Here is a 25,153-nt window from a genome sequence, read left to right as displayed (position 1 = left end):
TATTTTACCATTTTAAATGTAATTTAAGCTAAAATTAATCTTTAAAATATAATTTAATGGATTTTTACATCTTTTTTAAAAATATGTATTATTAAATATTGTATAATTTAAATATAGCATAATTAACTATAACTTAAATTATCCAAGTGCAACGTCTAAAATCATCATTAATGTAAAACCAAAAATAGCTGCAATTGTTGCTTTATCGATATTTCCATGAATATAGCATTCTGGAATTATTTCTTCGATAACAACAAATACCATTGCCCCAGCAGCAAAACTTAAAGAAAAGGGGAGGAGTTGTGTAAAAAATGTTACCATTAATGCCCCTATTACACCAAAAATAGGTTCAACAACTGCCGAAAGTTGACCATAATAAAAACTTTTTTTTCTACTAAGTCCTTCCCCCCGTAATGGAAAACTAACCGCAAGTCCTTCCGGGAAATTTTGTATACCCATTCCAATTGTAAGCGCAATTGCACTTATTAGTGCTGAATTTGAAAATTCAAAAGAAAGTGCTCCAAATAATACTCCAACTGCAAGTCCTTCTGGAATATTATGAAGAGTTACTGCCAAAAGCATCAAGCGGTTTTTATGCCATGTTGTTTTTATTCCTTCAGCTTCGTTATATGAAAGACCTCTGTGTAAATGTGGAATTATTTTATCAAGTCCGCTTAAAAAAAGTCCCCCTGATAAAAACCCGATACCTACCAAAATTAATCCAAAAATACCTAAATGTTCTGACATTTCAATTGCCGGAGAAAGCAATGACCAAAAACTTGCAGCAAGCATTATTCCTGCAGTAAACCCTAAAGACGTATCTAAAAATTCCCTGTTAATTTCTTTAGTAAAAAATACCATAAAAGCCCCTAATGCAGTCATAAACCATGTAAATAACGTTGCAAAGAGTGCTAAAAGTACCGGAGAATAGTTTTCTAAAGAGCTCATTTTTACATTATTTTAACTATTTTAATTATTTTAATTATTTTAGCTAAAAATTTAAAAGTTCGGTAGTTATTAATAATTATATTTTTTGAAAGTCTTTTTCTTTTTAAAAATGTTTTTTAACTTTTTTTATGATATTTAAAATAGCAATTATTCCAAGTATTAAAAATACTGCCCTTTTCATGGCTCTAAATGTCATAATTACCCCTCCAAAATTATTACTTTTAAAATTTTTTAAACATTTTTTTATTAAAATTATGTAATTAAAATTATGTAATTAAAAATATATAAAATTTAATTTATGATTAAATCTACTTTAAAAATATTTTTTTATACTAGATATTTCAATGTATTATCTGGAGGTTATACATTGAAGAGCGCAAAACCAAAGAAAAAACTTGCAATTGTAACCTGTATGGATACTAGACTTGTAAATTTCCTTCCAAAAAAGCTTGGAATAGAACAAGGCGATGCAAAACTGATTCAAAATGCAGGAAACATCATAACTGAAGATGTAATTAGATCTTTAGTAGTTTCAATCTACCTTTTAGGTGTTGAAAAAATAACTGTTGTTGGACATACTGACTGCGGGATGGCTGCTGCAAATTTTGAAGACGTTAGAAATAAAATGGTTGAAAGAGGAGCAAATCCAAATTTCACGCCTGATTTTGAAGCATGGCTTGGAAGGATGACGTGTGAAAAAAGAAACGTCATAGAAGGCGTTGAACTTTTAAAAACGCATCCTGCAATTCCAAAGGATATCGTAGTTGAAGGGTATATTATTGACCTTGAGTCAGAAGTCCTTGAACGTATAATCTAAATATTTTTAGTATTTTTTAGTATTCTTTTCATTTTAGTATTCTTTTAAATTGGCCTTAATTTGTTTTAAAATAAAATCGTCAATAATATATATGTTTAAAGAATATGTTTTTTAAAAAATTCTTTTTTGTGAGGTATTAAAAATTTAAAAAAGTTAAAGATTTAAAACCGTGATTTTTAAATTTTTTCAGCAATATATGTAAAAATTAAAATAAAAGAAATTATTAGTTATTATTAGTTATGTTGATATTATTATATTTCTAATGCATTTTAAGACTTTTAAAAGAGGCATGTTATGTCTATTCAGATTCACGAAACTGCAATAGTTGAAACAGATGATATTGGGGAAAATACAAAAATCTGGCATTTTGTACATGTTAGAAATAATTCAATAATCGGTAAAAATTGCAATATTGGAAAAGGAGTATATGTTGATTCAAACGTAAAAATTGGAAATAACGTAAAAATTCAAAATAATGTTTCCATATATAATGGCGTTTTAGTTGAAGACGATGTTTTTTTAGGGCCACATATGGTATTTACCAATGATTTTTACCCAAGAGCATTTAATAATAATTGGAAAATTACAAATACACTTGTAAAAAAGGGTGCATCAATTGGTGCAAATTCAACAATTATATGCGGAATAACCATTGGAAGTTATTCAATGGTTGGGTCTGGGTCAGTTGTTACAAAATCTGTTCCAGATTATGGCTTAGTTTATGGAAATCCTGCAAAATTAAAAGGTTTTGTTTGTAGTTGCGGTAAAAAACTAACTGAGTTAATTGAAAAAAATGAAAAATCTATAATCTATAAATGTAATGATTGCGAAAAAAAAATAGAGATAATTATAAATAATTACGATATTTAAAGAAAATTACGATATTTTGGGGGAATATGATGATACCAATTGCAAAACCACTAATCGGGAACGAAGAAATATCTGCCGTTACTGAAGTTTTAAAATCAGGAATGATTGCTCACGGAAAAGAAGTTGAATTATTCGAAAAAGAATTTTGTGACTATCAGTGTGTAAAACACGGTATTGCAGTTTCTAATGGAACTGTTGCACTTGACGTTGCATTAAAAGCATTGAAAATTAAATCTGGTGATGAAGTAATAACGACTCCTTTTACATTCATTGCGTCATCAAATTGTATACTATATCAAAATGCAAAACCTGTTTTCGCAGATATTGATGAAAAAACATTTAACATTGACCCAAACGAAGTTTTAGAAAAAATTAATTCAAAAACAAAGGCAATAGTTGCGGTTCATCTCTATGGGCAACCTGCGGATGTAAAAGCACTTCGTGAAATTTCTAATGACCATGACCTATTTTTAATTGAAGATGCAGCCCAAGCTCATGGCGCAGAATTTGAACAGAAAAAAGTTGGAAATTTTTCAGATGTTTCAACCTTTAGTTTTTATCCTACAAAAAACATGACTACAAGTGAAGGGGGATTAATTTTAACAAATAATCCTGAAATAGCAAGAATTTCAGATTTAATTCGAAACCACGGCCAATCAGAAAAATATCTTCATACAGAATTGGGCCATAATTTTAGAATGACAAATATTCAAGCTGCAATTGGTAGAGTTCAGTTAAAAAAAGTTGAAAGTTGGACTGAAAAAAGAATAGAAAATGCAAAAATGCTATCAAACGGGTTAAAAAAAGTAAATGGGTTAAAAGTGCCATATGTTGATAAACGGGTAAGGCACGTATTTCACCAGTACGTTTTAAAGATTGAAGACGACTTTAAAATGTCACGTGATGAATTTTCAAAGTATTTAAATAATTTAGGAATAGGAACTGGAATTCATTATCCAATACCTGTAAATGAACAGCCAATTTATAAAAAATTAGGATACGGCAGTGAAATTTTTAAAAATGCGTCAGATGCGGCTAAAAAAGTATTAAGTATTCCAGTTCACCCTAGTTTATCTGAAACTGAATTAAATTATATAATAGAAAAAATTACTGAAATTTAAGGTGATATTTTTGTTAAAAGTTGGAATTATTGGAATTGGTGCAATGGGATATAACCATGCACGGATATATCATGAATTACAGAAATTAGGAAAATTAAAACTTATTGGAATATCTGATAAAAATAAAGAACTTTTAGAAAAAGTTTCGAATGAATTTGATACGTTAGGTTTTTTAGATTATAAAGAACTTTTAAATCAGGATTTAGATGTTGTAAGTATTGTTGTTCCAACGTTTTTACATAAAGAAATTGCTTTAGAATTTATTAGAAAAGGAATTCACGTTTTAATTGAAAAACCAATTTCTGATACAATTGAAAATGCAGAAGAATTAATAAAAGAAGCTGAAAAAAACAATGTTATTTTATCTGTTGGCCATGTTGAAAGGTTTAATCCTGCTGTTTTAAAGTTAAAAGAATTTATTGATGAAGGAATTTTAGGAAAAATCGTTACAATGACTGCAAAAAGAGTTGGCCCAATGACTCCAAGAATTTTGGATACAGGAGTTATTTTAGACCTTGCAGTACATGACATTGATGTAATGGCTTATTTAGCAGGTTCAAGAGTAAAAGAAGTTTACGCAAAAGCAAAAAATGTAAATCACCCAAATAAAAAGTCAGAAGACTATGCTTTAATAATTGCTTCATTTGAAAACAATATTGATGGAATTATAGAAACAAATAGGCTAACGCCCCATAAAACAAGGAGTTTAAGCGTTATTGGAACTAAAGGAATTGCATATCTTGACTACATAAATCAATGTTTAACAATTTATGATGAACAATGGGTAAAAAATGCGAAAATTGAAAAGGGGGAACCTTTGAAAAATGAAATAATCCATTTTATTGATTGCGTTGAAAATAATAAAAAACCCCTAGTTTCGGGTCTAGATGGAATACATGCATTAAAAGTTGCATTAGATGCGCTTAAAAATTCAAAAGAGGAATAGTTATGGATTTATTAAATTGTAATTTGAATATTGATTCAATATTAAAAAATGGAGAAATCAAAGTTTCAGTGTTTGGGCAGGGTAAAATGGGTTTACCTCTAGCTTTAGTTTTTGCAGAACACGGACTTAACGTAATTGGCGTAGATATTGATAAATCGGTTGTTAATAATCTAAATAACGGGATAAATCATATTACTGAAGAACCTGGTTTAAGTGAACTTCTTTTAAGAAATATTGAAAACAAAAAGTACACTGCAACAACTGATGGCGTACAGGCTGCAAATGATTCTGACATAATGATTATACTTGTTCCAACATTAATTGATGAACGGGGAAATATTAAGTTAGATCCAGTTTACAGTGTTTCAGAAATAATTTCAAAAGGACTAAAAAAAGGAAATATTGTAATAACTGAAGCTACAATGCCTCCTGGAACAACTGAAAAATTAATTCCAATTTTAGAAAAATCTGGATTAAAATTAGGTGAATTTGGACTTTCACATGCACCTGAACGAACAATGACTGGAACTGCATTAAGGGATATTAAAGGACAGTATCCAAAAATAATTGGTTGTAGTGACGAAAAAACATATAATATTGTTTCAAAACTTTACAACCTAATTAATAAAAAAGGAACTATAAAAATGAGTTCAATTAAAGCTGCAGAAACTGTAAAAGTATTTGAAGGGGTTTATCGGGATGTAAATATTGGGCTTTCAAATGAAATGGCTTTATGGTGTGAAGAACATTCAATAGATGCATTAGAAGTATTTGATGCTGCAAATACACAGCCATTTTGTCATTTCCATACTCCCGGGGCCGGGGTTGGTGGGCACTGTATTCCGGTTTACCCCTGGTTTATAATAAACACGTCAAACGAAGTAAATCCTAAAATTACCAAAACTGCAAGGGAATTAAATGATTATATGGCGCATCACATGGTTGAACTAACAATAAAAGGATTAAACGAGTTTAAAAAATGCTTAAATGGAAGTAACATCCTTGTTTTGGGTTTGACATTTAGGGGCGGAGTTAAAGAGTTCATGAAAAGTGCGGCAATTCCAATAATAAATGAATTGAAGTTATTCGGTGCAAATGTTTATTCGTACGATCCACTATGTGACGAATTAGATGCAAAAAAGTATAATTCAAAATTAAAAACAGATTTTACTGGAATCGACGCAATTATCGTCACATCTGACCATGAAGAATTTAAACATATAGATTTTGAAAAAATTTCAAAAGAGGTTTCTACAAAATTAATTATTGATGGAAGAAATGTTATAAATGTTTCAAATGCATCTGAAAATGGATTTAGGATTATTAAAGTTGGAAATTTGAAATAAATTTTTATATTTTTTTAATTTCGTCATTTAGTATTTTTTGAGCATATATGTAAGTTACAAAATACACAATACACATAGCTAAACTGTAAAGTCCAATGGCCCAGAATGAATCCAAATTTACGTATTTTGAAATTCCAAAGGCAATCAATACTAAAACTAACCTAAAAGAGTCAAGGTATAATTCTTCTTTTTGCCGTTCAAATACTGAAAATATGTTGGTAATCGGTGTAAACATAAATCTAAAAAATACTAAAAAGGCAATTATCTGGGCATATATTCCAGCTTGATACCAGTTACTACCAAAGACGAATTTAAATAAAATTGGACCAAATAATATCAAAGTTATTAATGGTATTATCCCTATGGCAATTAATTTTTTGAGCAGGTTATTGGATAATTCTTTAATCTTTTTTGGATTTTTTCGACCAATACTTGCAGCTTCACCATAAAATACATTTCCAACAGATGTGCCAATTAACGACATCGGTATACTAACAATAGTATGGGAAAGCCCAAAAAAACCTGCTACCGAACTTCCATAAAGTAATGTAATAAATATAACTGGTAGTTGTACGCCCAGGGTGTTTAATAATTTACTTGGTGCAGAATATATTGGAAATTTAATGTATCTTTTTGACTGTTCAATTATTTCAGATAAGTTTGCTTTAGAAAAACACTTATTATTTATAAAAGATTTCGATAACACAGTAATTCCTGCACTTTTACCCAGAATATCACCAAATATTAACCCAAATGCACCCATATTTAAAAATCCAAATCCTATTTTAGAAATGTTTCCAAAAAAAGATTGCGATATTGTAGTTTTGGATATTGCAAGGTATTCTTTTTTTCTAAAAGACCAATACATAAATAATGAGTATATTCCAATAAATGATACTCCAATGGGAATCAAATACCAGTATTGGTTTAAATGTTCATTACCCAGTAATGAAAATATTTCATTACTATATAGTAACAACGCTAAAAAAATTATTGAAGAGTATATTATTAATATCCCGACACATAGAAAAACTATATTGACTGCTTTTTCTTCGCTTTCTGCAATAGGTATTGCAAATTCGTACTTTAAGGATGAAATAATTGATAAAATTGCAATAATTGAAGAATATGTTACAAATACTCCAAATTCATCAGGCGTATAATATCTTGTAATTATGGGGTAAGTTATGGTGCCAATTATCTGGGCAATGGCGGTTCCACTAGACACAAAAAAAATATTTTTTACAAAATTATTTTTAAATAGGTTTTTTAAATTATTTATTTTCAAAGTTTCACATTTTTTAAAAATTTAATTTAAATAACTGAATTTTTATGGGGTTATACTTTGAGAGATCTTTTATCCAGTATCTTTTTATAAATATTTAGTTCTTTTTTAATTCTTGAATCCCAAGATCGTTCATTTATAATTGTTTTTCGAGCATTTTTACCAATTTTTAATCTTAATTCATGATTTTCATATAATATTTTAAGATTTTCTGCAAAATCGTCAATATCTCCAGATTTGATAAGAACGCCATTTTCCATATTATTTATTAATTTTTTAATGTTTCCAGAATCGAATACCAAAACTGGTTTTTCAACAGCCATTGCTTCTTGAATTGAAAGATTTAAATTGCTTATTAATGAGGTTCCAACAACTACGTCCGATTCGTTTAAATATGTGGGGATTTCATGAATATTTTTTTCTCCGTGAAATTCAACAAATTCAGAAATGTTTTCATCTTCAACTAATTTTTTTAAATGTGGATATTCAGAACCTGAACCTATTATTTTCATTTTTACATTATTTTTATCATCTATTAATTCAATAAATTTTTTAAATCCAAGAATGCTTAGATGAACACTTTTAAATTTGTCGAGCCTGTTTGTTGATAACACTACAAATTCTGGAGGTTTTGAACATTTTTCTGGAACGTATTTTTTAGTATCTATCCCATGGTAGACCACATCATAATTAATATCTTTATTTCTGCATATTTTTTTAAAACCATTAATATCTGCCCCATCGTCCAATATTAGTAAAATGTCAGGTTTATTGAATTTAAATAGAAAAAAAGCTATTTTTGTAGATAGATTCGATTTTTTGGAAATTTTAAAAGTATTTCCGGAATGTTGCATAATTATTACTGGAACATTAATTTTAAAAATTTTTAACAATGTAATAATGTACGACCCCAAAAGATTCCCATGAACATGAATTATATATTTTTCATTATTATTTTTAAGTAGATTTTTTATTATTTTAATAACGTTTATTGCGTAACTAATCAATACAATAGGAACTGTAGGCATTTTTAATTTTTTAAGTAATTCCAATCTTAAAAATGGAATTCTAAGTATTTCAATGTCCCAATTTTTATCAAATTTATTGTTTTTAAAATCTGGTGCGACAACGATCTGTTTCTTAATAAATGGATTTATTTTTTCAGACAGGTTTATAATGTGGGTTATTGACCCACCTTTCATTGGATAAAATTCAAATACGATTCTTATTATGTTTAATTTTGAACTAACCATATATTATCCTCCTTACTAGAATATATCAAATTTATTGTTTTATCAGAATATGTTTTTTCAAAATCCATATTATTAAATCGTCCAACATTTTCCCAAATTCCAGTATATGTTACTCTATCGATTTCAGAAATAAAAACATATGAATCTTTTCTAACTGAATCCCTAAGTGAAACCCCTTCATAATAATTAAAATGATCGGGTAGGGATATCCTGCTTGGTGTATTCTTTACTTTTGAAATACCTAATATCGCATCTTTAACTCTAGATGGGACCGACATTATAGATAATATTTCAATTTCGTCATGATTATTATTAAAAAGCCAAGAATACCCGTAAAAATTCATTAAAGTGGCCTGTGGACTAGGTAACACCGTATAATTAGATGGATACATATTTAGGCCCCCAAGTATGGATGAACTTATAAGTATTATCGATATAATTAATATACCCAAGTTTTTAATTGGTTTATTTATTTTTAAAATTGAAAAAATAAAAATGGAACTTAATATCGGGGTAAATATTGAAACGTATGCAATAAATCTATCTGCACCTATTGACTTTAATCCGGGAATAATGTTTAAATTAACCGCCACATATAAAAAAAATGCTAAAAATGTGATAGTAAATATAGTTAATATGCCACATTTATTTGAATAGTTTTTATAGTATTTAATAAATGAAAGTAAAGAACAAAATGACATCAGGACAAAAATAAGTTCTGAACCCATTGCTTTTATTATGTATGTAATTATTGAAAATCCTTCCATGCCCACTTTTGAAAATTTTTCCAATTTACTATCAATGCTTGCTGAAGAAGTAGCTTTACCGCTAAACGATTTGAATAATATCCTAAAATTTGGGTAAAAACGTTTAGATTTTAATAACCATGCCGAAAATATTAAGGAAATAATTGATATGTTAATTAAAATACCTTTACTATTTAAGAAAATCTTATTATTTACTTCTCTTATTTGAATAATTTTTTCAAATATTTTTAAAGATAATATTAACCATAGTGTAAGTATTACATATAATGCAACTTGAGGGTGAAAAAACGGATAAATTATTAAGAAAAGAATTGAAATAAGTGTCCAAGAATGGTTTTTTGAATCTAGATATTTAAAAATAGCGTAAAAAAATATTGGTAACGTAAACAATGCCCATCCATTGGGCATTAAATAAATATTATATCGACTAGGAAGAAATAATACAACTGCAATAAGTGAAATATATGCATACTTATTTCCTAAAGTTATTTTGGTTAACATATATATTGATAATACGAATAATAGTGTAAAAAAAGGGGTAGAATACATTGATAATGGCGTAACGTCTAGATTACATATTAAAGAAACTGCTGATAATATTATATGGACTATCGGGTAGTCTAAAGTTCCAAAAGTTCCAAAACTGATTATATCTTTTATATTTCCAATATGGGCCATATGGTCGCCAACCCATGAAACATATCCTCTAATCGGCGGAACAGTTAAAAAAATAACTCGGCATAATATTAAGCTAAAAATGCCAAAAAAGATACCTATATGTTTCTTATTTTTCAATGAATAGAGAGATACTAAATACCCTATACTCGCAGCTAAACATAAGAAAAGCCAGACTAAAATTGGGGTTGATGAATATATCGAAGATTCATATCCACTAGCAGGATTTTCATATGCAAAAATGCATGCAAAAATTAATGAAATAAAACTAATTATTAGAAAGGATTTAATAAATTTATTTTTCATGCTATCTACTTTAAAACTTTTTTATATGCATTTAAAATTTCTTTTGAAATATTTTCCCAGGTAAATTCTTTTGAATAATTTATTATTTTTTCATTATCCCAATCTTTTTCTAACGCGATTAATATATTTTCAGCTAAGTTTTCAGGATTTTTTGGTTCACAAAGTAGCCCATATTCATCAGAATTAATGATTTCAGGAATTCCGCCAACATTAGTTCCAATAAATGGCAATCCTGTACTCAAGGCTTCAACTAAAACTGTCGGGTTTCCCTCATTTAAACTTGGAAGAACGAATAAATCGGCTGCATTCATCCAGATTGGAATTTCTTCATGAGGTTTAGCACCAACTAATTTTACATTATTATTTAAATTTAAAGTATCAATCTGTTTTTGTAATTCATTTTTTAATTTTCCATCCCCCACTATTACGCATAATATATCTTTTCTTTTTTCCAATACTTTAGAAATTGATTTTATCAAATGGGCATGTCCTTTCACAGGTTCTAAATTTCCAACACTAAGTAAAATCTTACTTTTTTTTGGTAAGTCTAACAATTTTCTGCATTCTTCGGAATTCCTGGGATAAAATTTTTTTGGATTATAACCATTTGGAATAACCGATACGGGGGTTTTTATTCCCAATTTGTCAATTGATTCAGTATTTTTTTTTCCTACAGTTATAATTTGCGAAGCAGAATTTAATGTTTGTGATATGGTTGATTTCCAGTATGGATCTCTAAATGGTAAGTCATAAATATCATAGCCATGGGCAGTAACTACAATTGGAACATTATATTTAATACCCAATTTTGAAGCAGCATGCCCGTAAGGATAAGTAAAATGGGCATGAATTAAATCAAATTTTAAGTTATTTTTTTGAATATATTTATCAAATTTTTTAAATAGCATATCGCCTAATTTTTCATTATTGCCGTCAGTTTTAAAGTATACTGTTGGAATTAAATGCACTTTTAAATTTGATGGTTTATTAATATTGTTTATTAATTTTTTTTTAGTATATTTTTTAAAATAATTCGCATGTTTATGGGGGATATATTTTGAAATCTCTGTTAATGGGTTATATTTTATTAAAATATTTATATTTTCAACGGATTTAGAAAGTTCATCGACCTGATCTTTAACAAAAAAATTATATTGTGGCGCTATAACAAGAATTCTTTTTTTTAACATCTTTCTCACACATTCCTCAAAACATCAACAATTCTTTTACTAGAATCCCCTTCACCAAATCTGTAATTATAAGTTTCAGTTTTAGGATTAAATTTAGAAATATTTTCTAAAATTTTTTCTTTATTTGATCCAACCAGTATATTCCAACCATCTAAAACTGTTTCAACCCATTCTGTATTATTTCTTAAAGTTACACATGGAACTTTCAAAAAATATGCTTCTTTTTGAACTCCGCCCGAATCAGTCAGTATTTTTTTAGCATTATTTTCCAAATAGATCATTTCTAAATATCCAACAGGAGAAATTAATTTTAAATTTTCACAATTTTTAATTTTTTCGAGAAATCCATATTTTTCTAAATATTTTCTAGTTCTTGGATGAACAGGGAATATTATTTTTTCGTCACTTTCAATAAATGCATTTATTATATTTTCCAAATTTTCTTTAACATCTGTATTTTCTGCCCTATGCACAGTTGCTAAGATATATTCTTTTTTGAAAATATTTAATTCATTCAGCATTTTAAAATTCTTTTTTTCAATTAATTTTAAAGCGTTTAATAGGGAATCATACATTACATCGCCAATGTTAAAAACGCCCGTATTAATTCCTTCATTTTTTAAATTAGTATCTGCAGTATCTGTTGGAGTAAATAAAATGTTACTGATATGGTCAGTTAAAACACGGTTTATTTCTTCCGGCATTTTTCTATCAAAGCTTCTAAGCCCTGCTTCAACGTGGGCAATTTTTATATTTAATTTTGAAGCTGAAAGAGCTCCAGCAATCGTTGAATTTGTGTCACCATAAACTAAAACTAGGTCAGGTTTTTCTTTTAACAATATTTCTTCAATTTTTTTTAGCATTTCTCCAGTCTGAAAGCCATGGGTTCCAGAGCCGATATTTAAATTATGGTCTGGAGTGGGAATTTCAAGTTCTTCAAAAAATATTTTATCCATGTCAAAGTCATAGTGTTGGCCAGTATGGATAATTACTTCTTCAAAATGCTTTCTAATTTCTTTTGAAACCGGGGCTAACTTTATAAATTGGGGTCTTGCACCAACGATAGTTACGATTTTCATTTTATCCCTTTATTTCAGCTAAATTGTCATTGAAATTTTCATAAATTGTAAAGTCGGTTTTCATTTTTTCAAAACTTTCCGGATAGTTTTCAAAGAACCATACCATAAATGAGGTAATGTCAATTTTATTCTTTAATAATAATTCTCGCTTTTCTTTCCATATTTCTTTTAAATTTTCAGTATTTAGTAATTCAAAAGCTTTTTCAAATATTTTTTCAGGGTTTTGATAATTAAATATTAATCCATAATTTTTCTCAAGTTCTACGAAATTACTCATATCTTTTTCCCCAACAAACTTATTGTATCTTAATGCAGGGGTTCCTAAAAGAGCAGCTTCGGTAGTCATAGTTTGGGTATCCGTGATTAGAAGTTTTGCATAATATATAACGTCGTGAATTCTGCTTTTTGGTGCTTTTAATAGATTTTTTTCAATTTCTTTAGGAACGGGGGTTTCTGAAGATATAAATACTTTACAATGTTTTTCAAGTTCTTTTACAAGTTTTATTTTGTTTTCTTTTGTAAATCCTGTAATTCCCGCATCATGAACTGCATCAAAGGCATTGAATCTTAAAAGAATATATTCTTCATTTTTTTCAATACCTAACATGTTAAAAATATCTTCATTTGGAGTGTAGTACTTAGGATGTAAATATGAAAATTCTTTATAACTTGGAATGTTCAAGTGTTTATTTCCAAAATTAGGTTGAAATGCTTCAGGAGTAATTAAAACATTTGTAAATGGCATGAATAACTTGAATTGTATTGCGTATGAAAAAGAATTTACATGGGGTTCTGAATCATTAAATACAATACAGGGAACATGAACTAAACATGAAGTAAATGCATCATAAACTCCAAATCCAGTTATAATATCAGGTTTAAACTTTTTTAAGCATTTTGTAGCTCTTAATACATCTGATGGCAACACCAATATTTTTCCATATTTTGAATCAGAGGGTTTAGAATAAACCGTAGGATTTAAACCAAGTTCTTTAGCAATTTCTAAATTTTCCCCGTAGTCCCGGAATAGTAATTCGACAGAATGTCCCCTATTTTTCAATTCTTTGGCGATATTTTTGTAGAAATGAAATTGTGCAGGGGTGTTTATAAACATTGCAATATTCATTAATTATCACCTCTAGTTTTATAGGATTCGATAATACACGATAGAATAAATATTAAAATTCCAGATATGATGTAAGGAGTAATATTATTCCAGATAAAAATAAAAGGAATTAAAAAAAACGATATTGTACCAATTAAGTAGCTAAATCCTAATAAATTTCCCTTCTTAATATATTTTTGATTTATTCTCCATAAAAATGATTTTAGTAAAAATAAACTAGTATCATAAATAAAATTACCATATTTTATTTTGGACTGTTCTCCAATATTATATCTAATTTCTAACGGGATATTTTTCATTGTTATTCCGTCAACAACGTTTGCCTTTATCATAAGATCATTTTCAAAAGCGTATCTTTTGTATAGGGTGTCTAAATTTATTTTTGATAATGCATTTGAAGATATTGCAACGTATCCGTTTTGGGGGTCATCAATATCCCAGTATCCTGAAGCAATTTTGTTTAATAAATTAAGTAAAAAATTCCCAAATTGCCTCCATTTGCTCATTTTTCCAAGGTAACCTTTTAATAAACGGTTTCCCTTAGTGTAATCTGCAATACCATCAACTATTGGATCAAGTAAATCTGGCAAATATTTTGGATCCATCTGATTGTCCCCAGCCATAACTGCCAAAATATCCATTTTATCAATTATTCCTTTTTTCCAGCAGTCAATAATTGCTCCACCAACTCCAGTATTTACTGAATGCTTTATTAATTCAATTCGAGGGTCTTTTTTAATAAATTCCATTACAATTTCAGAGGTTTTATCTTTTGAACAGTCATCACAAACATATATTTTATCAACATAATTAGGAATTTCTTCTAACGTTCTACCAATTAATTTTTCTTCATTATATGCTGGGATTGAAACCCCAATTTTTTTACCCTTATACATATATACACCCGAAAAATAACAGTATTTTAAAAATATTTAATTAAAAATATTTAAAATCTAAATTTATTATCAATTTTAACATTTTATATTTATTAATGGTTTACTAATATTTAAGTATTAGTAATCAATAAAAGTACGTTAAGATTGCCGGTGAAATTAATGAATTTATCTATTAAAAATTTAAAAAAAAGTTGGGAATTAATTTTAATAATTCTTCTATCAATTTTACTAAATGTTTTAATCTTTTTTAGTCCTGAAAGTCATTTAAGAACTGTTTTAGGGCTTTTATTTATATTATTTTTCCCAGGATACGTATTTATAAATGTTTTATTTTATAAAGAAAAAAGTCTTGAAAATATTGAACGTATTGCACTTAGTTTTGGGTTAAGTATTGCAATAGTTCCATTAATTGGATTAATGTTAAATTATACGCCCTATGGTATTAGATTAACTCCAATACTAATTAGTTTAACTTTATTTATTATTACACTATCAATTATTGGAATATATTTCCGATTAACGGGTAATAACGTATGGTTTCCAAAAATAAGCTTTGAAGAAATTAAAAATAATTTTGAATGGAATAATTCTTCAAAATTGGATAAAGCTTTAACCGTAATATTGATAATTTCTGTAATTTTTTCAGTAATGACATTAGGATATGTTATTTCAAACCCGAAACAGGGCGAAAAATTCACAGAATTTTATATTCTTGGAAAAGAAGGAAAAGCTTATAATTACCCAAACGAAGTATTTTTAAACGAAAAAAATACTTTAAGGATAGGCCTTTCAAATCATGAAGGAAAAAAGGTTAATTACAGTATTGAAATTTGGCTTGTTAATTTAACTTATGATACAAAATTAAATAAAACAAAAATTCATAAAATGTATTTCATGGATGAAATAAATGTATTAGAATTAGATCATAAACCAGTAAATATTGATAAAAACTGGACAAAACAGTGGGAAACGGAATATAATTTTACAATAGATAAACCTGGAAACTGGCAGCAATGGTATTTACTTTTTAAAAATACGGATGAAGATGAATTTGAAAAATTAAAAAATAAAAAACCAGAAGAAAAGGTATTTGATGCAATAAATGGAAATATTCAAAGTTTAAAACTAAATATTAAAGCTATTAAATAATTTAACTAGTATTGACTATTATTTAACTATTTCTCATTTTTTTGATTTAAAAATGCATAAATTGAATATAATATAATTCCAAATCCTGTTAACATAAATACTTTTTGAATGTAGTTTTGATTTAAAAAATACTCGTATTTAAAAAACATGATTAAAAAAGTTAAAATTGGAATAAGTAAAACTAAAATAAATTTATTTAAAAAATTTTTAAGTTTAAAAAATAGTAAAATTAAAATTCCAATTGAAAATAAATTAATATTAAAAATTCCAAAAATTATTAAAATAAGAATTAAATAATTTTTAGTATCATAAAAAAAATTTTTAGAATCAATTAAGTCTAAAAGTACTAACGTATGCGGAATTATTATCATTAATATTATTGAAGATATAAAAATTCCTTTAAAATCATGTAAATAAGAAAAAACCACAATATAAATCGAATAAAAAAACAATGTGTTACTTTTAAATCGTTTAAAAAAATCAATTTTGTTAAATATGAAAAACAATACTAAAATAAATGGTAAATACGTTCCAAAATAAATTCCTCCAATTATTGCAGAAATTAATGAATTCATATTTGTAATTTTCATTTAAATTCCTCCAAAATTTCATCTGTTAAATCTTTTGGCCCAACATCAATTGCAGGACATATTTTATTTAATTTAAGAATGTTTTTTTCACGTAAGGTGTAATTTTTATATGTTTCATAAATTTTTTCAAAATCTAAATTATACCCAAATAAATAAGGATTTGGGGAAACTAAGAATAAATTTGACTTTTTTTTCATAAGTTCTTTTTGTAAATTTATAATTTCATAAGTTCTTTTTGTATCAGTAATAAGTATTACGCTACTGTTTTGACATACTAATTTTAAAACTGAAAGGAATTTTTCAGGGGATTCTTTTAAAAATGGTTTTAAAATATTTAAAAATGAGTTTTTAATATTATTTTTATCAGCTGCTAACTGAATGTATGGGCTACCCTTTGAAGGAATTAGTATTCCACTTAAACATTTTTTAAGTTCATCTTTCGTTTTTACATTATTTTTAACCATTAATGGCCCAGAATCATCAAAAAATATTATATTTATAGGTTTATTATTTTTTATAATGAAGTAAGCGATTTGAAATGTTAAAATACTTATATAATCGGTTTTTAAAGTTCCCCCTTTAAAATCCTTTAAGAAATTTTTACTTACATCAAGCAAAATTGTAATTTCCCCATCAATTTCATTTAAAAATTCTTTTGAAATTAATCGCCCCATTTTTAACGATGCTTTCCAATTAATCTGCTTAAATTGGTCTCCCAAAGTATAATCCCTTAAATGGTCAAATTCTGATGTTTTTATACCGAATTTTGAAGATAATGCATCTTTACTTAATTTTATATTTTTATCCGCTTTAATCCCTTTAAATATTGATTCATTTGATGGATAAACGGTAATTTCTTTATTAATTAAAATTTCAAACTCTTTTTCAAAAATTTGAAAGTTATCAAGTACTTTTAATTTCAAATTTTTAATTAAAAAGCTACCCCTTAATTTTGGTTTTAAAAAAATATCAATACTATATAAATCCCCATTTAAGCCATTATTAACTATTTCAAAATTAAAATTTTCGTTTTCAGGAATAATTTTAAAAATATAGTTTAAATTTGAATAATTTTTTAAATCGATATTTACTTTAATTTTAATAGTTTCGTTTTCAGTTACTTCTAAATTATCAAAAAAAACTTCTGTTTCAAATTTTGGATTAAATGATAGCTTTAAAGCTATTAAAAAAAGTAGTATGAAAATTCCAAATAGTATTGGGACTACATTTGAAAGTAAATACCCTTCAAAAAACAAAAGTAAACTAAAATATGATAAAAAACTATTTTTTTGCATTAAAAATCCCTAAATTAATTAATAACCGCTGTTTTATCAAGTATATCTAAAATTACATCTTTAGACGTTATATTATCAAGTTCATAGTCTATTTTTAATTTTACTTTATGCGATAATGTATAAGCTGCAATTTTTTTAATATCATCTGGAATTACGTAATTTCTCCCATTTAAATAGGAATAAGCCCTAGCTGCATTTAAAAGCTGTTCTGAAGCTCTTGGGGAAACTCCATAAAGAAGTCTTTCATCAATACGGGTCATTTTAACAATTTCATAAATGTATTCGTATATTTCATCGCTAACTTTCACGTTTAAAACATCTAAAAATGCATTATCAAGCTCTTCTTTTGAGATAACGGGAGTAACACTTTCAAAAGACCCTTCACACTTTTTCTTAAGCATCTTTATTTCTTCATCTTTTTTTGGGTATGTAAGGTTAATTTTTATCATGAATCTATCCATCTGGGCTTCTGGAAGCGGGTAAACTCCTTCATACTCCAAAGGATTCATTGTAGCCATTAGCATGAAAGGTTTTGGAAGAGCAAAAGAAGTTCCTTCAACAGTTGCCTGATTTTCCTGCATCGATTCAAGCATTGCAGACTGAGTTTTTGGAGGAGTTCTATTTATCTCATCTGCTAAAGCATGTTTGTAAAGATTGGCCCTTTTTTCACTGCAAAGTCTTTTGTTTTTTCACTGTAGTAGTAAACACCAATAATATCACTTGGCATTGTGTCAGGAGTTAATTGTACTCTTGAAAATGAAAGCCCGAACACTTTTGAAAAATTTTTAACAATTGTGGTTTTTGCTAATCCTGGGACCCCTTCAAGTAAAACGTGCCCTTTTGAAAGCATTGCAGTTAAAAGTAGTTTTACAACGTCTTCTTTTCCAACAACTGCTTTTTCCATTTCTTTTTCTACTTTATTTAAAAACTCTCTTCCGTCCATTTTTACCATCTTTTATATTGTTTATTACCCGTTTTAATTCGTCCACATCTATTTCATGTTCTTTTGAAACTTTTTCTAAGATTTCATCTTCATTTAATTTATTATTCTCAAAGACTTTTGAAAATATATAGTTTAAAAATCCAAATTTACTAAATTTATTAAATAGCCTACTAAATAATTTATTAAATGATTTAACAACTAAGTTATTACCATTTATCTGGAATAAAAAGATAGTTATTATAATTAGTGCTAAAACAAGTTTTTTAGGTACTGATTTTTGAATATAATATACACTTATTTCAAAGTTAAAATCCTTACGGTGTATTTCATCAAGATATATTGTTTTATAAACTCCGTTCAAGGTTACTTTATTAAGGAACTCTTTTAAAAATTCTTCATTATGGTTATAAAGCCTATTTGTAAATATATCTGGGTCAGATATCATTATTATTTTTCCATTTCCATATTTTCGTTCTAACATTACCGGATAAACTCCAGACCGCTTATTTAAGCTTGAAACATTACTTGTGGTTAAAATTACGTTAGAATATTTTGAAGGCCTTATTGAAGTTGGATAATATGTTAATATACTGTTACTCTGGTTTAAATTATTAAAATCATTTAATTTATCGTTTTTTAAGGTACTATCTAACTTAATCTCAATTATGTTTTCATTTTTTATGTAAAAAATGTCGTTTATATGTCCTTTAGTAAACCTTTCTGAAACATTTAATTTTTCAAGTAAGTTATTTCCCGATCCAAAATCATCTGAAATTACAAGTATATTTCCAGATTCAATAAATTGTTTAATTTTTAACGTTTCATCTAAAGAAAAATCCAATTCAGGTTTAATTATAAATATTACTCCATTTTTATCAAAATTATAGTCATCATATGGGGACAATATCGGAGTAACTTCAAAGTTTGAATTGTAAATTAATTTTGTAAATTTAGAACATCCTTCTAAATTACTATTAAAACTGCTGTATTCATTGTATGACTTTAAAACCGGAATTCCTGCTGGAAGGGATAATAAGGTAATTCCTAAAACTAAAATTAATAAATATTTAAAGTATTTTTCCATATTTACAATCTCTCCAAAATACTTTTTATTAATTTATAAAATTCCAACGTCTTTTTTTCATCTAAATTCGTTTTTCCATAAACTGAATTTTCATAAAATCCGGTAATTTTTTTTAAATCAAAATAAATATCAAAATTAGTTCTTCGTATAATTTTTAAAAGTTCATTTGGCGTAACTTTTGAATTTACATTGTATTTTTTAACCAATGTATCGTATAAAAATTTATATTCTGAAATTATTGTTTTTTCAATATCTTTAATATTTTCAATCTGGTTTAAATTGTCAATAACATTTTTATCAACAGTATTTGAAAAATTTTCAACTAATGTTTCCCGTTCAAAAGTCTTTTTTTCCAAAATACCTTTTATTTTAATTTTTTCAGAGTTTGTTATAACTTTGTAAGTACTTAATAAAATTATTAAGCTTAATAAAATTATTAACGTAATAGTTAATGGATTGATAGATGAAATCATTTTAAAATCATCTTTTCTACTAGAAATTGTAGTTGGCCCAACCAAACTTTTACTAAATAATGTAGTTTTATCAACTACATTTAAATTCAAAACATTAGACTTTGAAAAACTGTACTGTTCGTTTTCATCAAATGTTACGTACAATTCATAGTTTCCAGGTTTTTCAAATGCTATTTCCTGCTTAAAACTATTAAATGAATTAAAATTTTTGGATAAATTTCCATTTGTATATAGATTAAAGTTTAATTCACCGTCAAACCCTTCAAAATTTCCAGTAATGTTTACAGGAGTATTTATTTTGATATCTTTATTTTCAACATAAATATATAGATTTAAATCTGGTTTAACGTAATTTAATTCAATATTTTTCTCTGAAGCTTTATATTTTTCTGTTTCAATAAATTTTAATGTAATATTATCAGTTTTATTTTGAAAAGGAATTCTAAATATAAATTCCCCATTATTCAGGTTATAACTATTATTTTCAAATAAAATTTCCCCAGAAACTAAATTTCCGTTGATATCAATAACTTTTCCGGAAATTTCAGCTTCTTTAAATAATGGAATTTGAACTTTATCTTTTGAAACAATTTTTGTTGGAATTTTTGAAATATTTACAAAAATTGGATAAGATTCAGTATCTTGTTGTGTAAATACTAATTTATAAGTTCCAGGTTTTTCAAAAACATAATTTTTTGAATAATAATTGTTTTTTAAACTTACATTTAGCGTTAAATTGTCGTTTAAGGTATTTAACGTTAAATTACTATTTAATGGTGAATTTTTAACGTCATGGATAATAATTTTTCCATTTCCACTTAAACCGGTTCCATAAATTCTTGTATTTTCATAAATAATTGGATTTTTTGGAGAAAGATATATTGTTAAATTTGAATTTGGAGTTATTTCGCCAATTTTTTCAATGTTATTTAGCAATTTAAGTTCTAAATAGTATAAATTTCGTTCCAAATTTGAAATGTCAAACTTTAAAATTTCATCTCCTTTTTTAAGGGAATTTATATCTTCAATATCTTTTAATATTATTCTCATGTCTTTTATTTTATATAGCATACTTTCCGAAGTTATTTTTGAAAAATAAAGGTTTTCTGTAGTATTTTTTAAACTGTATTCTATTAATTCATCATTTAAATCAGAGAGTAATTTTAAATCTTTTGAAAAACGTAAAAATTCTAAAATAACGGGTTTTGAAGGGCTATTTATTCCTTTATCTTCGTAGATATTAATAGTTTCACTTACAAAAATGGAGTCATTAAGTATTGAGTTAGAATCATTTATATATGAAATATCATTTTTAGTAATTTTTTCTAAAGTATTTTCATAATTTTTTAAAAAACCGTTAAAATACCAAAAAACGTATGAATCGTCAGACTGTAAATATTCAAAGTCGCTATTTGCAGTAGTTGACTGCGTTAAAAAAAAAGATAATATAAATATGATGAAAAGTATTTTTAGGTTAAATTGATTTTTGTGAAATTTTGTTAAGGGCACATTCATGATTTCATCTTTATCATACAAATTTAACTGGTGGAATTATTAAATTATTTAAAAATACTGTAGCAAAAAATACATTGGCAGGAACACTTGTTTCAATAATTGGTATGGCAACTATTTATTACGGAATATCTAATTCAGTCATGTCTTTTATAAATTTGGGTATTTCGGGGATATTTATTGGAATTATTATAAATGCTTTAATTCCCTCTAATTCAATAGATTATTCTATACATCAGTCTTTAACCTTTGAAAACGAAGGACTTTTAAAAAAAATTTTTTTAAATCTTAAATTAAGCAAAAAAGCAGTATATATTCCCCCATATGATAATTTAGAATACGGAGGGATATTTATCCCTTCAAGTGATAATTTTACCCTTAATATGTCTGCCTTTGATGAAAATAGTTTATTTATATCTAATCAGGTTGCATTTTCAGAAATGGGGGTATTAATTACGCCTCCAACAGGATTAAGTATTTTAAAAAAATTCGAAGAAAATTTGTCAAGTAGCTTATCAGGCATTGATTTAAATACATTAATGTCATTAGTGAGTTCTTCTTTAAGTTCTATGGATTTATTAGCCGATTTTGAATATGAAGAAATAGAATCTGAAAATAAAATTTGTTTAAAAATTTACAAAACAAAAAATATTGAAAACTTTAATGAGTTTTTCTACCTATCCCCCATAATTTCTTCAATTTTTCTAGCTATTTCAAAGGCAAGCGGTAAAGCCGTATATATTGAAAATTTTAGTGAAACTAATGACTACTTTGAATTTTTAGTATCAAAAATAGTTTAAAAATAGTTAAAATAATTATCATCTTTAGAAAAATTTAGGGGAAATTAGGGCATCAAAATACCAAAATATAAAAACATAGGAAAAAATCATGAAAAAATTAAACATTATGGTTTTAGGAATTTCTTTATGGGCAATTACTATTTCATTACTTATAAGTAATATAGACCTATTTATTACGCTTTTACTTATTGGAAGCCTTATTTTTTTAGAAATTTCGGATTTTTTCCTATCTAAAAAAAACAAAGAGTACTTAAAAATTGTAATATATATTCTTGCAAGTTTTTTTGCACTTGTTGTATTGAATAAGATTTATACAATAATTAAATAATAAACTTAGAAACAGTTCTTTAATTGTTGAAGGGTCTTTTGAACCGCAGTATGAAAAAGAGTATAATTTTTCAATAAATAATTCTGGAAAATATGAAATGTGGTTTTTTTATTTAAAAAAGATATTGATTGCAGATTATTGGATTTTGAATTTTTTGAAAAGTTAGAATATGCTAAAAATAATACTATATTAAGCCTAAAATTAAATGTGAAGATTTTAAGTTGGGATTAATTGTATAAATTTATATAATATGGTGTCACAATAAGATTATATCATTTATAAAAGTTATCCATGTAAAAAAGGAGGGAGTTTATGAAATCTATCAGTTTCTTTATCCCGCTTCTTCTCCTCATTTCTGCAATTCCAACCGGCTTTGCGATTAATGATGAGGTAGTTGTAATTGCATCAACTCAAGCAGATGCAATTTTAGCTGCGCAATATGCAAGAGAAATGGGATATAAATTTGTATATACTCCTTCAGACAGTTTGTCTGAAGAAGCAGAAAAAACAATCCAAAATGCTAAAAATGCAATAATTATTGGTGGCCCAAATGCGGTCAGCGAAAATGTTAAAAACCAATTATCCGCAAAAATACCTAATGTTGAAAGGGTATTTGGTGAAACTCGTGTTGAAACATCAAATGCTTTATTTAAAAAATTAATTACTGAAAAACCAGAAGCTTTAAAAAATGTTGTAATTGCAGAAGGTTTTAATGAAGATGTTACCCCTGCAGCATTGAGTTTTGGTGCACCGGTGCTATATTACTCACCTGAAAACTTTGAAAGCATTCAAGAGACATTAAGATCATTAAATGTTGAAAATGCGGTTTTAATGGGTAGTAATATACCAAATGGGATTAGGCAAGTTGCAAGTGAAGTTTCAAAGTCAACCACTGTAGCTTCAGGAACTGTTGAAAATATTGTTAAAACAGTTTTATCAGCAGCCCCAAGAATAAACCCAAGTATAGTAAATACAGTATCATCAGTAGTGTATTCAAGTCAGACAACAGACCCATTGATGGCTGCAATTACAGGATATGCTGAAGGTAACTTTGGGTCAGTTGTTCCCGTAACTGGAATTAGTAGAGATTCAATTAATGATGTAATTTCCTCAACAACGAAATTTACCTCACAAATTTCAATTTCAAGTGATAACAAGGAAGTTTCAGAAAGTATTTCTAAAACTGTATCTGAAAGTGGTGCAACCCCATCCACAACTACCCCGAGTAGTAGCGGAGGAAATAAAGGTGGAAGTGGTAGTTCAGTTAAACCTGAGCCAGAAGTTTACTTTATTGGAATAGTATATGATGCAAATACTGATAAAATCGTTGCAATGAAGCAGTTAAGTCCTTCTTCAGCTCCAGATAGTTATTCAGGAAATGTTATAACACCATTAAACTATACAATAGTTTCTAAAGGGTCGCAACACATTAAATTTGCAGATATGGGTAGTTCAAAAGATACTGGAAACCATTTAGAAATTGTTTCAGAAGAAAAAGTTACTCTTCCAAAACTCACCATAAATTCAGACGTTTCAAATAAGAGTTACGGTGGAGTAAATATTACATTTTTAGGTAATGCAAACGCTTTAAACCTAGTATACCCAATTGCAAATGGTGCTATTACTTATGGGAATCCTTTAAACGTTACTTATTATGGAAATGAAAACTTTGTAAATAACGGTGATAAAGTTACCGCACACGTAATTTCAAATAGGCAGGACTTTAGGGATGCAATGACTAAGTCGCTAAATGGAGATACTACTGCATTTATTAATATGTTAAATAATGCAGATAATTACACTACACAATTTAATTCAACATCAAAAACTGCTAAATTTATGGTAACTCCAAAAAACCATGGTGAAAATATCGTTATAATAACCCATGGTGACAACGGGCTTATTCCACTTAATAACAATGTAACAGTTTTAGGATTTAGCGGATTTGAATTCCTTAAATATAGATTGGACATGACTAAAGCATACACTTCAACATCCGTTTCAACTACGTATGATTTTAATATAGGAATGAACTTAAATCAAACACCCGCAAACAATGTAAGATACGGACTTATCGGAATTACTAAATCAGGATACGGGTTTACAATAGATATTGAAGGTAAAGATACCAACAATAAAAACTTTGATGTTTCAATTGTTGGAAACAAAGGGTCTTCAAATATCGTTGGAAATTCAAAAATAGTTTCATTAAATGCAATTAAGGTAAAAGAAATATTGGAAGCCGCATTTACTTCAAAAACAGCAGGCGCAGCATATAGTGGTGTATCAAAAACAAATAGCACTACATTATCAATAGTTATTGACCATTAAAAGAGTTAACTACTAAATAAATA

The 25,153-nt window shown here is 27.1% G+C and carries 21 protein-coding genes and 1 pseudogene; 9 read left to right on the top strand and 13 right to left on the bottom strand.

The genetic code is table 11. The annotated features are described in order from the left end of the window. Positions 1-138: 138 nt before the first annotated feature. Entirely contained in the window at positions 139-948 is an 810-nt protein-coding gene (locus tag MEVAN_RS01075; protein WP_011972022.1) for a ZIP family metal transporter, read from the bottom strand. 298 nt (positions 949-1,246) lie between these two features. On the opposite strand from MEVAN_RS01075, the gene MEVAN_RS01070 reads away from it, so the two are divergent. From MEVAN_RS01070 to MEVAN_RS01050, 5 genes are all read left to right on the top strand, one after another. Continuing rightward, positions 1,247-1,765 (top strand): beta-class carbonic anhydrase, encoded by a 519-nt coding sequence (locus MEVAN_RS01070; RefSeq protein ID WP_011972021.1) that lies wholly within the window; start codon positions 1,247-1,249, stop codon positions 1,763-1,765. A gap of 294 nt (positions 1,766-2,059) precedes the next feature. Continuing rightward, positions 2,060-2,635, top strand: coding sequence for an acyltransferase (locus MEVAN_RS01065; RefSeq protein WP_011972020.1), 576 nt, complete (start codon positions 2,060-2,062; stop codon positions 2,633-2,635). A gap of 29 nt (positions 2,636-2,664) precedes the next feature. Next, complete coding sequence (locus MEVAN_RS01060) at positions 2,665-3,756, top strand: DegT/DnrJ/EryC1/StrS family aminotransferase (RefSeq protein WP_048059116.1); 1,092 nt, start codon at positions 2,665-2,667, stop codon at positions 3,754-3,756. Positions 3,757-3,766: 10 nt separating this feature from the next. Continuing rightward, complete coding sequence (locus tag MEVAN_RS01055; protein ID WP_011972018.1) at positions 3,767-4,702, top strand: UDP-N-acetylglucosamine 3-dehydrogenase; 936 nt, start codon at positions 3,767-3,769, stop codon at positions 4,700-4,702. A 2-nt stretch (positions 4,703-4,704) separates the two neighbouring features. Next, positions 4,705-6,048 carry a nucleotide sugar dehydrogenase gene (locus tag MEVAN_RS01050; protein ID WP_011972017.1) on the top strand — a complete coding sequence of 448 codons (1,344 nt, stop codon included), beginning with the start codon at positions 4,705-4,707 and terminating at the stop codon, positions 6,046-6,048. 4 nt (positions 6,049-6,052) lie between these two features. Here the strand turns inward: MEVAN_RS01050 and MEVAN_RS01045 are convergent, their stop codons facing one another. From MEVAN_RS01045 to MEVAN_RS01015, 7 genes are all read right to left on the bottom strand, one after another. Further along, positions 6,053-7,276, bottom strand: a complete 1,224-nt coding sequence (locus tag MEVAN_RS01045) for a lipopolysaccharide biosynthesis protein (protein ID WP_232179334.1) — start codon at positions 7,274-7,276, stop codon at positions 6,053-6,055. Positions 7,277-7,386: 110 nt separating this feature from the next. Next, positions 7,387-8,586, bottom strand: coding sequence for a glycosyltransferase family 4 protein (locus tag MEVAN_RS01040; protein ID WP_011972015.1), 1,200 nt, complete (start codon positions 8,584-8,586; stop codon positions 7,387-7,389). Beyond that, the gene (locus MEVAN_RS01035) at positions 8,568-10,334 is read right to left on the bottom strand and encodes a hypothetical protein (protein WP_011972014.1); all 1,767 of its coding nucleotides are present in this window, start codon (positions 10,332-10,334) and stop codon (positions 8,568-8,570) included. Before MEVAN_RS01035 ends, MEVAN_RS01040 begins: the two co-directional genes overlap by 19 nt. Before the next feature lie 5 nt (positions 10,335-10,339). Next, positions 10,340-11,524, bottom strand: a complete 1,185-nt coding sequence (locus MEVAN_RS01030) for a glycosyltransferase family 4 protein (protein ID WP_011972013.1) — start codon at positions 11,522-11,524, stop codon at positions 10,340-10,342. Positions 11,525-11,529: 5 nt separating this feature from the next. Continuing rightward, on the bottom strand, positions 11,530-12,603 hold the full coding sequence (gene wecB / locus MEVAN_RS01025) for a non-hydrolyzing UDP-N-acetylglucosamine 2-epimerase (RefSeq protein ID WP_011972012.1): 1,074 nt from the start codon (positions 12,601-12,603) through the stop codon (positions 11,530-11,532). Position 12,604: 1 nt separating this feature from the next. Next, on the bottom strand, positions 12,605-13,729 hold the full coding sequence (locus MEVAN_RS01020; protein ID WP_011972011.1) for a DUF354 domain-containing protein: 1,125 nt from the start codon (positions 13,727-13,729) through the stop codon (positions 12,605-12,607). Further along, entirely contained in the window at positions 13,729-14,625 is an 897-nt protein-coding gene (locus MEVAN_RS01015) for a glycosyltransferase family 2 protein (protein ID WP_011972010.1), read from the bottom strand. The genes MEVAN_RS01020 and MEVAN_RS01015 overlap by 1 nt, the downstream gene beginning before the upstream one ends. 159 nt (positions 14,626-14,784) lie before the next feature. On the opposite strand from MEVAN_RS01015, the gene MEVAN_RS01010 reads away from it, so the two are divergent. Then, on the top strand, positions 14,785-15,774 hold the full coding sequence (locus tag MEVAN_RS01010; RefSeq protein WP_011972009.1) for a DUF1616 domain-containing protein: 990 nt from the start codon (positions 14,785-14,787) through the stop codon (positions 15,772-15,774). Between the two features lie 26 nt (positions 15,775-15,800). Here MEVAN_RS01010 and MEVAN_RS01005 read toward each other — a convergent pair whose 3' ends face one another. From MEVAN_RS01005 to MEVAN_RS00985, 5 genes and pseudogenes are all read right to left on the bottom strand, one after another. Continuing rightward, positions 15,801-16,364: a hypothetical protein gene (locus tag MEVAN_RS01005; protein ID WP_011972008.1), complete on the bottom strand. Its 564-nt coding sequence runs from the start codon at positions 16,362-16,364 to the stop codon at positions 15,801-15,803. Then, positions 16,361-17,659 carry a DUF58 domain-containing protein gene (locus tag MEVAN_RS01000; protein ID WP_011972007.1) on the bottom strand — a complete coding sequence of 433 codons (1,299 nt, stop codon included), beginning with the start codon at positions 17,657-17,659 and terminating at the stop codon, positions 16,361-16,363. The genes MEVAN_RS01005 and MEVAN_RS01000 overlap by 4 nt, the downstream gene beginning before the upstream one ends. Positions 17,660-17,673: 14 nt before the next feature. Further along, positions 17,674-18,602, bottom strand: a pseudogene (locus MEVAN_RS09105) (AAA family ATPase). Beyond that, positions 18,577-19,686: a DUF4350 domain-containing protein gene (locus tag MEVAN_RS00990; protein WP_011972006.1), complete on the bottom strand. Its 1,110-nt coding sequence runs from the start codon at positions 19,684-19,686 to the stop codon at positions 18,577-18,579. Before MEVAN_RS00990 ends, MEVAN_RS09105 begins: the two are co-directional and overlap by 26 nt. A gap of 2 nt (positions 19,687-19,688) precedes the next feature. Beyond that, on the bottom strand, positions 19,689-21,674 hold the full coding sequence (locus tag MEVAN_RS00985) for a hypothetical protein (RefSeq protein WP_011972005.1): 1,986 nt from the start codon (positions 21,672-21,674) through the stop codon (positions 19,689-19,691). Between the two features lie 74 nt (positions 21,675-21,748). Between MEVAN_RS00985 and MEVAN_RS00980 the strand changes: the two genes are divergently transcribed. The 3 genes from MEVAN_RS00980 to MEVAN_RS00970 all read left to right on the top strand — a co-directional run bounded on the left by MEVAN_RS00980 (position 21,749) and on the right by MEVAN_RS00970 (position 25,130). Beyond that, the gene (locus tag MEVAN_RS00980) at positions 21,749-22,471 is read left to right on the top strand and encodes a hypothetical protein (RefSeq protein WP_011972004.1); all 723 of its coding nucleotides are present in this window, start codon (positions 21,749-21,751) and stop codon (positions 22,469-22,471) included. An 88-nt stretch (positions 22,472-22,559) separates the two neighbouring features. Then, the gene (locus MEVAN_RS00975) at positions 22,560-22,799 is read left to right on the top strand and encodes a hypothetical protein (RefSeq protein ID WP_011972003.1); all 240 of its coding nucleotides are present in this window, start codon (positions 22,560-22,562) and stop codon (positions 22,797-22,799) included. A gap of 312 nt (positions 22,800-23,111) precedes the next feature. Then, positions 23,112-25,130, top strand: coding sequence for a cell wall-binding repeat-containing protein (locus MEVAN_RS00970; protein WP_011972002.1), 2,019 nt, complete (start codon positions 23,112-23,114; stop codon positions 25,128-25,130). Positions 25,131-25,153 lie beyond the last annotated feature (23 nt).

This window comes from Methanococcus vannielii SB (assembly GCF_000017165.1).
GTDB lineage: Archaea > AGJL01 > Methanococci > Methanococcales > Methanococcaceae > Methanococcus > Methanococcus vannielii.
This window is presented reverse-complemented; position numbering and strand designations above follow the sequence as displayed.

Bases quoted from the DNA above. Each gene is read 5' to 3' on its own strand.
- MEVAN_RS01020 (WP_011972011.1), bottom strand. From the start codon at position 13,729: ATGAATATTGCAATGTTTATAAACACCCCTGCACAATTTCATTTCTAC.
- MEVAN_RS00970 (WP_011972002.1), top strand. From the start codon at position 23,112: ATGAAATCTATCAGTTTCTTTATCCCGCTTCTTCTCCTCATTTCTGCA.
- MEVAN_RS01065 (WP_011972020.1), top strand. From the start codon at position 2,060: ATGTCTATTCAGATTCACGAAACTGCAATAGTTGAAACAGATGATATT.
- MEVAN_RS01035 (WP_011972014.1), bottom strand. From the start codon at position 10,334: ATGAAAAATAAATTTATTAAATCCTTTCTAATAATTAGTTTTATTTCA.
- MEVAN_RS01000 (WP_011972007.1), bottom strand. From the start codon at position 17,659: ATGCAAAAAAATAGTTTTTTATCATATTTTAGTTTACTTTTGTTTTTT.
- MEVAN_RS00975 (WP_011972003.1), top strand. From the start codon at position 22,560: ATGAAAAAATTAAACATTATGGTTTTAGGAATTTCTTTATGGGCAATT.
- MEVAN_RS01030 (WP_011972013.1), bottom strand. From the start codon at position 11,524: ATGTTAAAAAAAAGAATTCTTGTTATAGCGCCACAATATAATTTTTTT.
- MEVAN_RS01040 (WP_011972015.1), bottom strand. From the start codon at position 8,586: ATGGTTAGTTCAAAATTAAACATAATAAGAATCGTATTTGAATTTTAT.
- MEVAN_RS01005 (WP_011972008.1), bottom strand. From the start codon at position 16,364: ATGAAAATTACAAATATGAATTCATTAATTTCTGCAATAATTGGAGGA.
- MEVAN_RS01060 (WP_048059116.1), top strand. From the start codon at position 2,665: ATGATACCAATTGCAAAACCACTAATCGGGAACGAAGAAATATCTGCC.
- MEVAN_RS01075 (WP_011972022.1), bottom strand. From the start codon at position 948: ATGAGCTCTTTAGAAAACTATTCTCCGGTACTTTTAGCACTCTTTGCA.
- MEVAN_RS00985 (WP_011972005.1), bottom strand. From the start codon at position 21,674: ATGAATGTGCCCTTAACAAAATTTCACAAAAATCAATTTAACCTAAAA.
- wecB (WP_011972012.1), bottom strand. From the start codon at position 12,603: ATGAAAATCGTAACTATCGTTGGTGCAAGACCCCAATTTATAAAGTTA.
- MEVAN_RS01050 (WP_011972017.1), top strand. From the start codon at position 4,705: ATGGATTTATTAAATTGTAATTTGAATATTGATTCAATATTAAAAAAT.
- MEVAN_RS01070 (WP_011972021.1), top strand. From the start codon at position 1,247: ATGATTAAATCTACTTTAAAAATATTTTTTTATACTAGATATTTCAAT.
- MEVAN_RS00990 (WP_011972006.1), bottom strand. From the start codon at position 19,686: ATGGAAAAATACTTTAAATATTTATTAATTTTAGTTTTAGGAATTACC.
- MEVAN_RS01010 (WP_011972009.1), top strand. From the start codon at position 14,785: ATGAATTTATCTATTAAAAATTTAAAAAAAAGTTGGGAATTAATTTTA.
- MEVAN_RS01015 (WP_011972010.1), bottom strand. From the start codon at position 14,625: ATGTATAAGGGTAAAAAAATTGGGGTTTCAATCCCAGCATATAATGAA.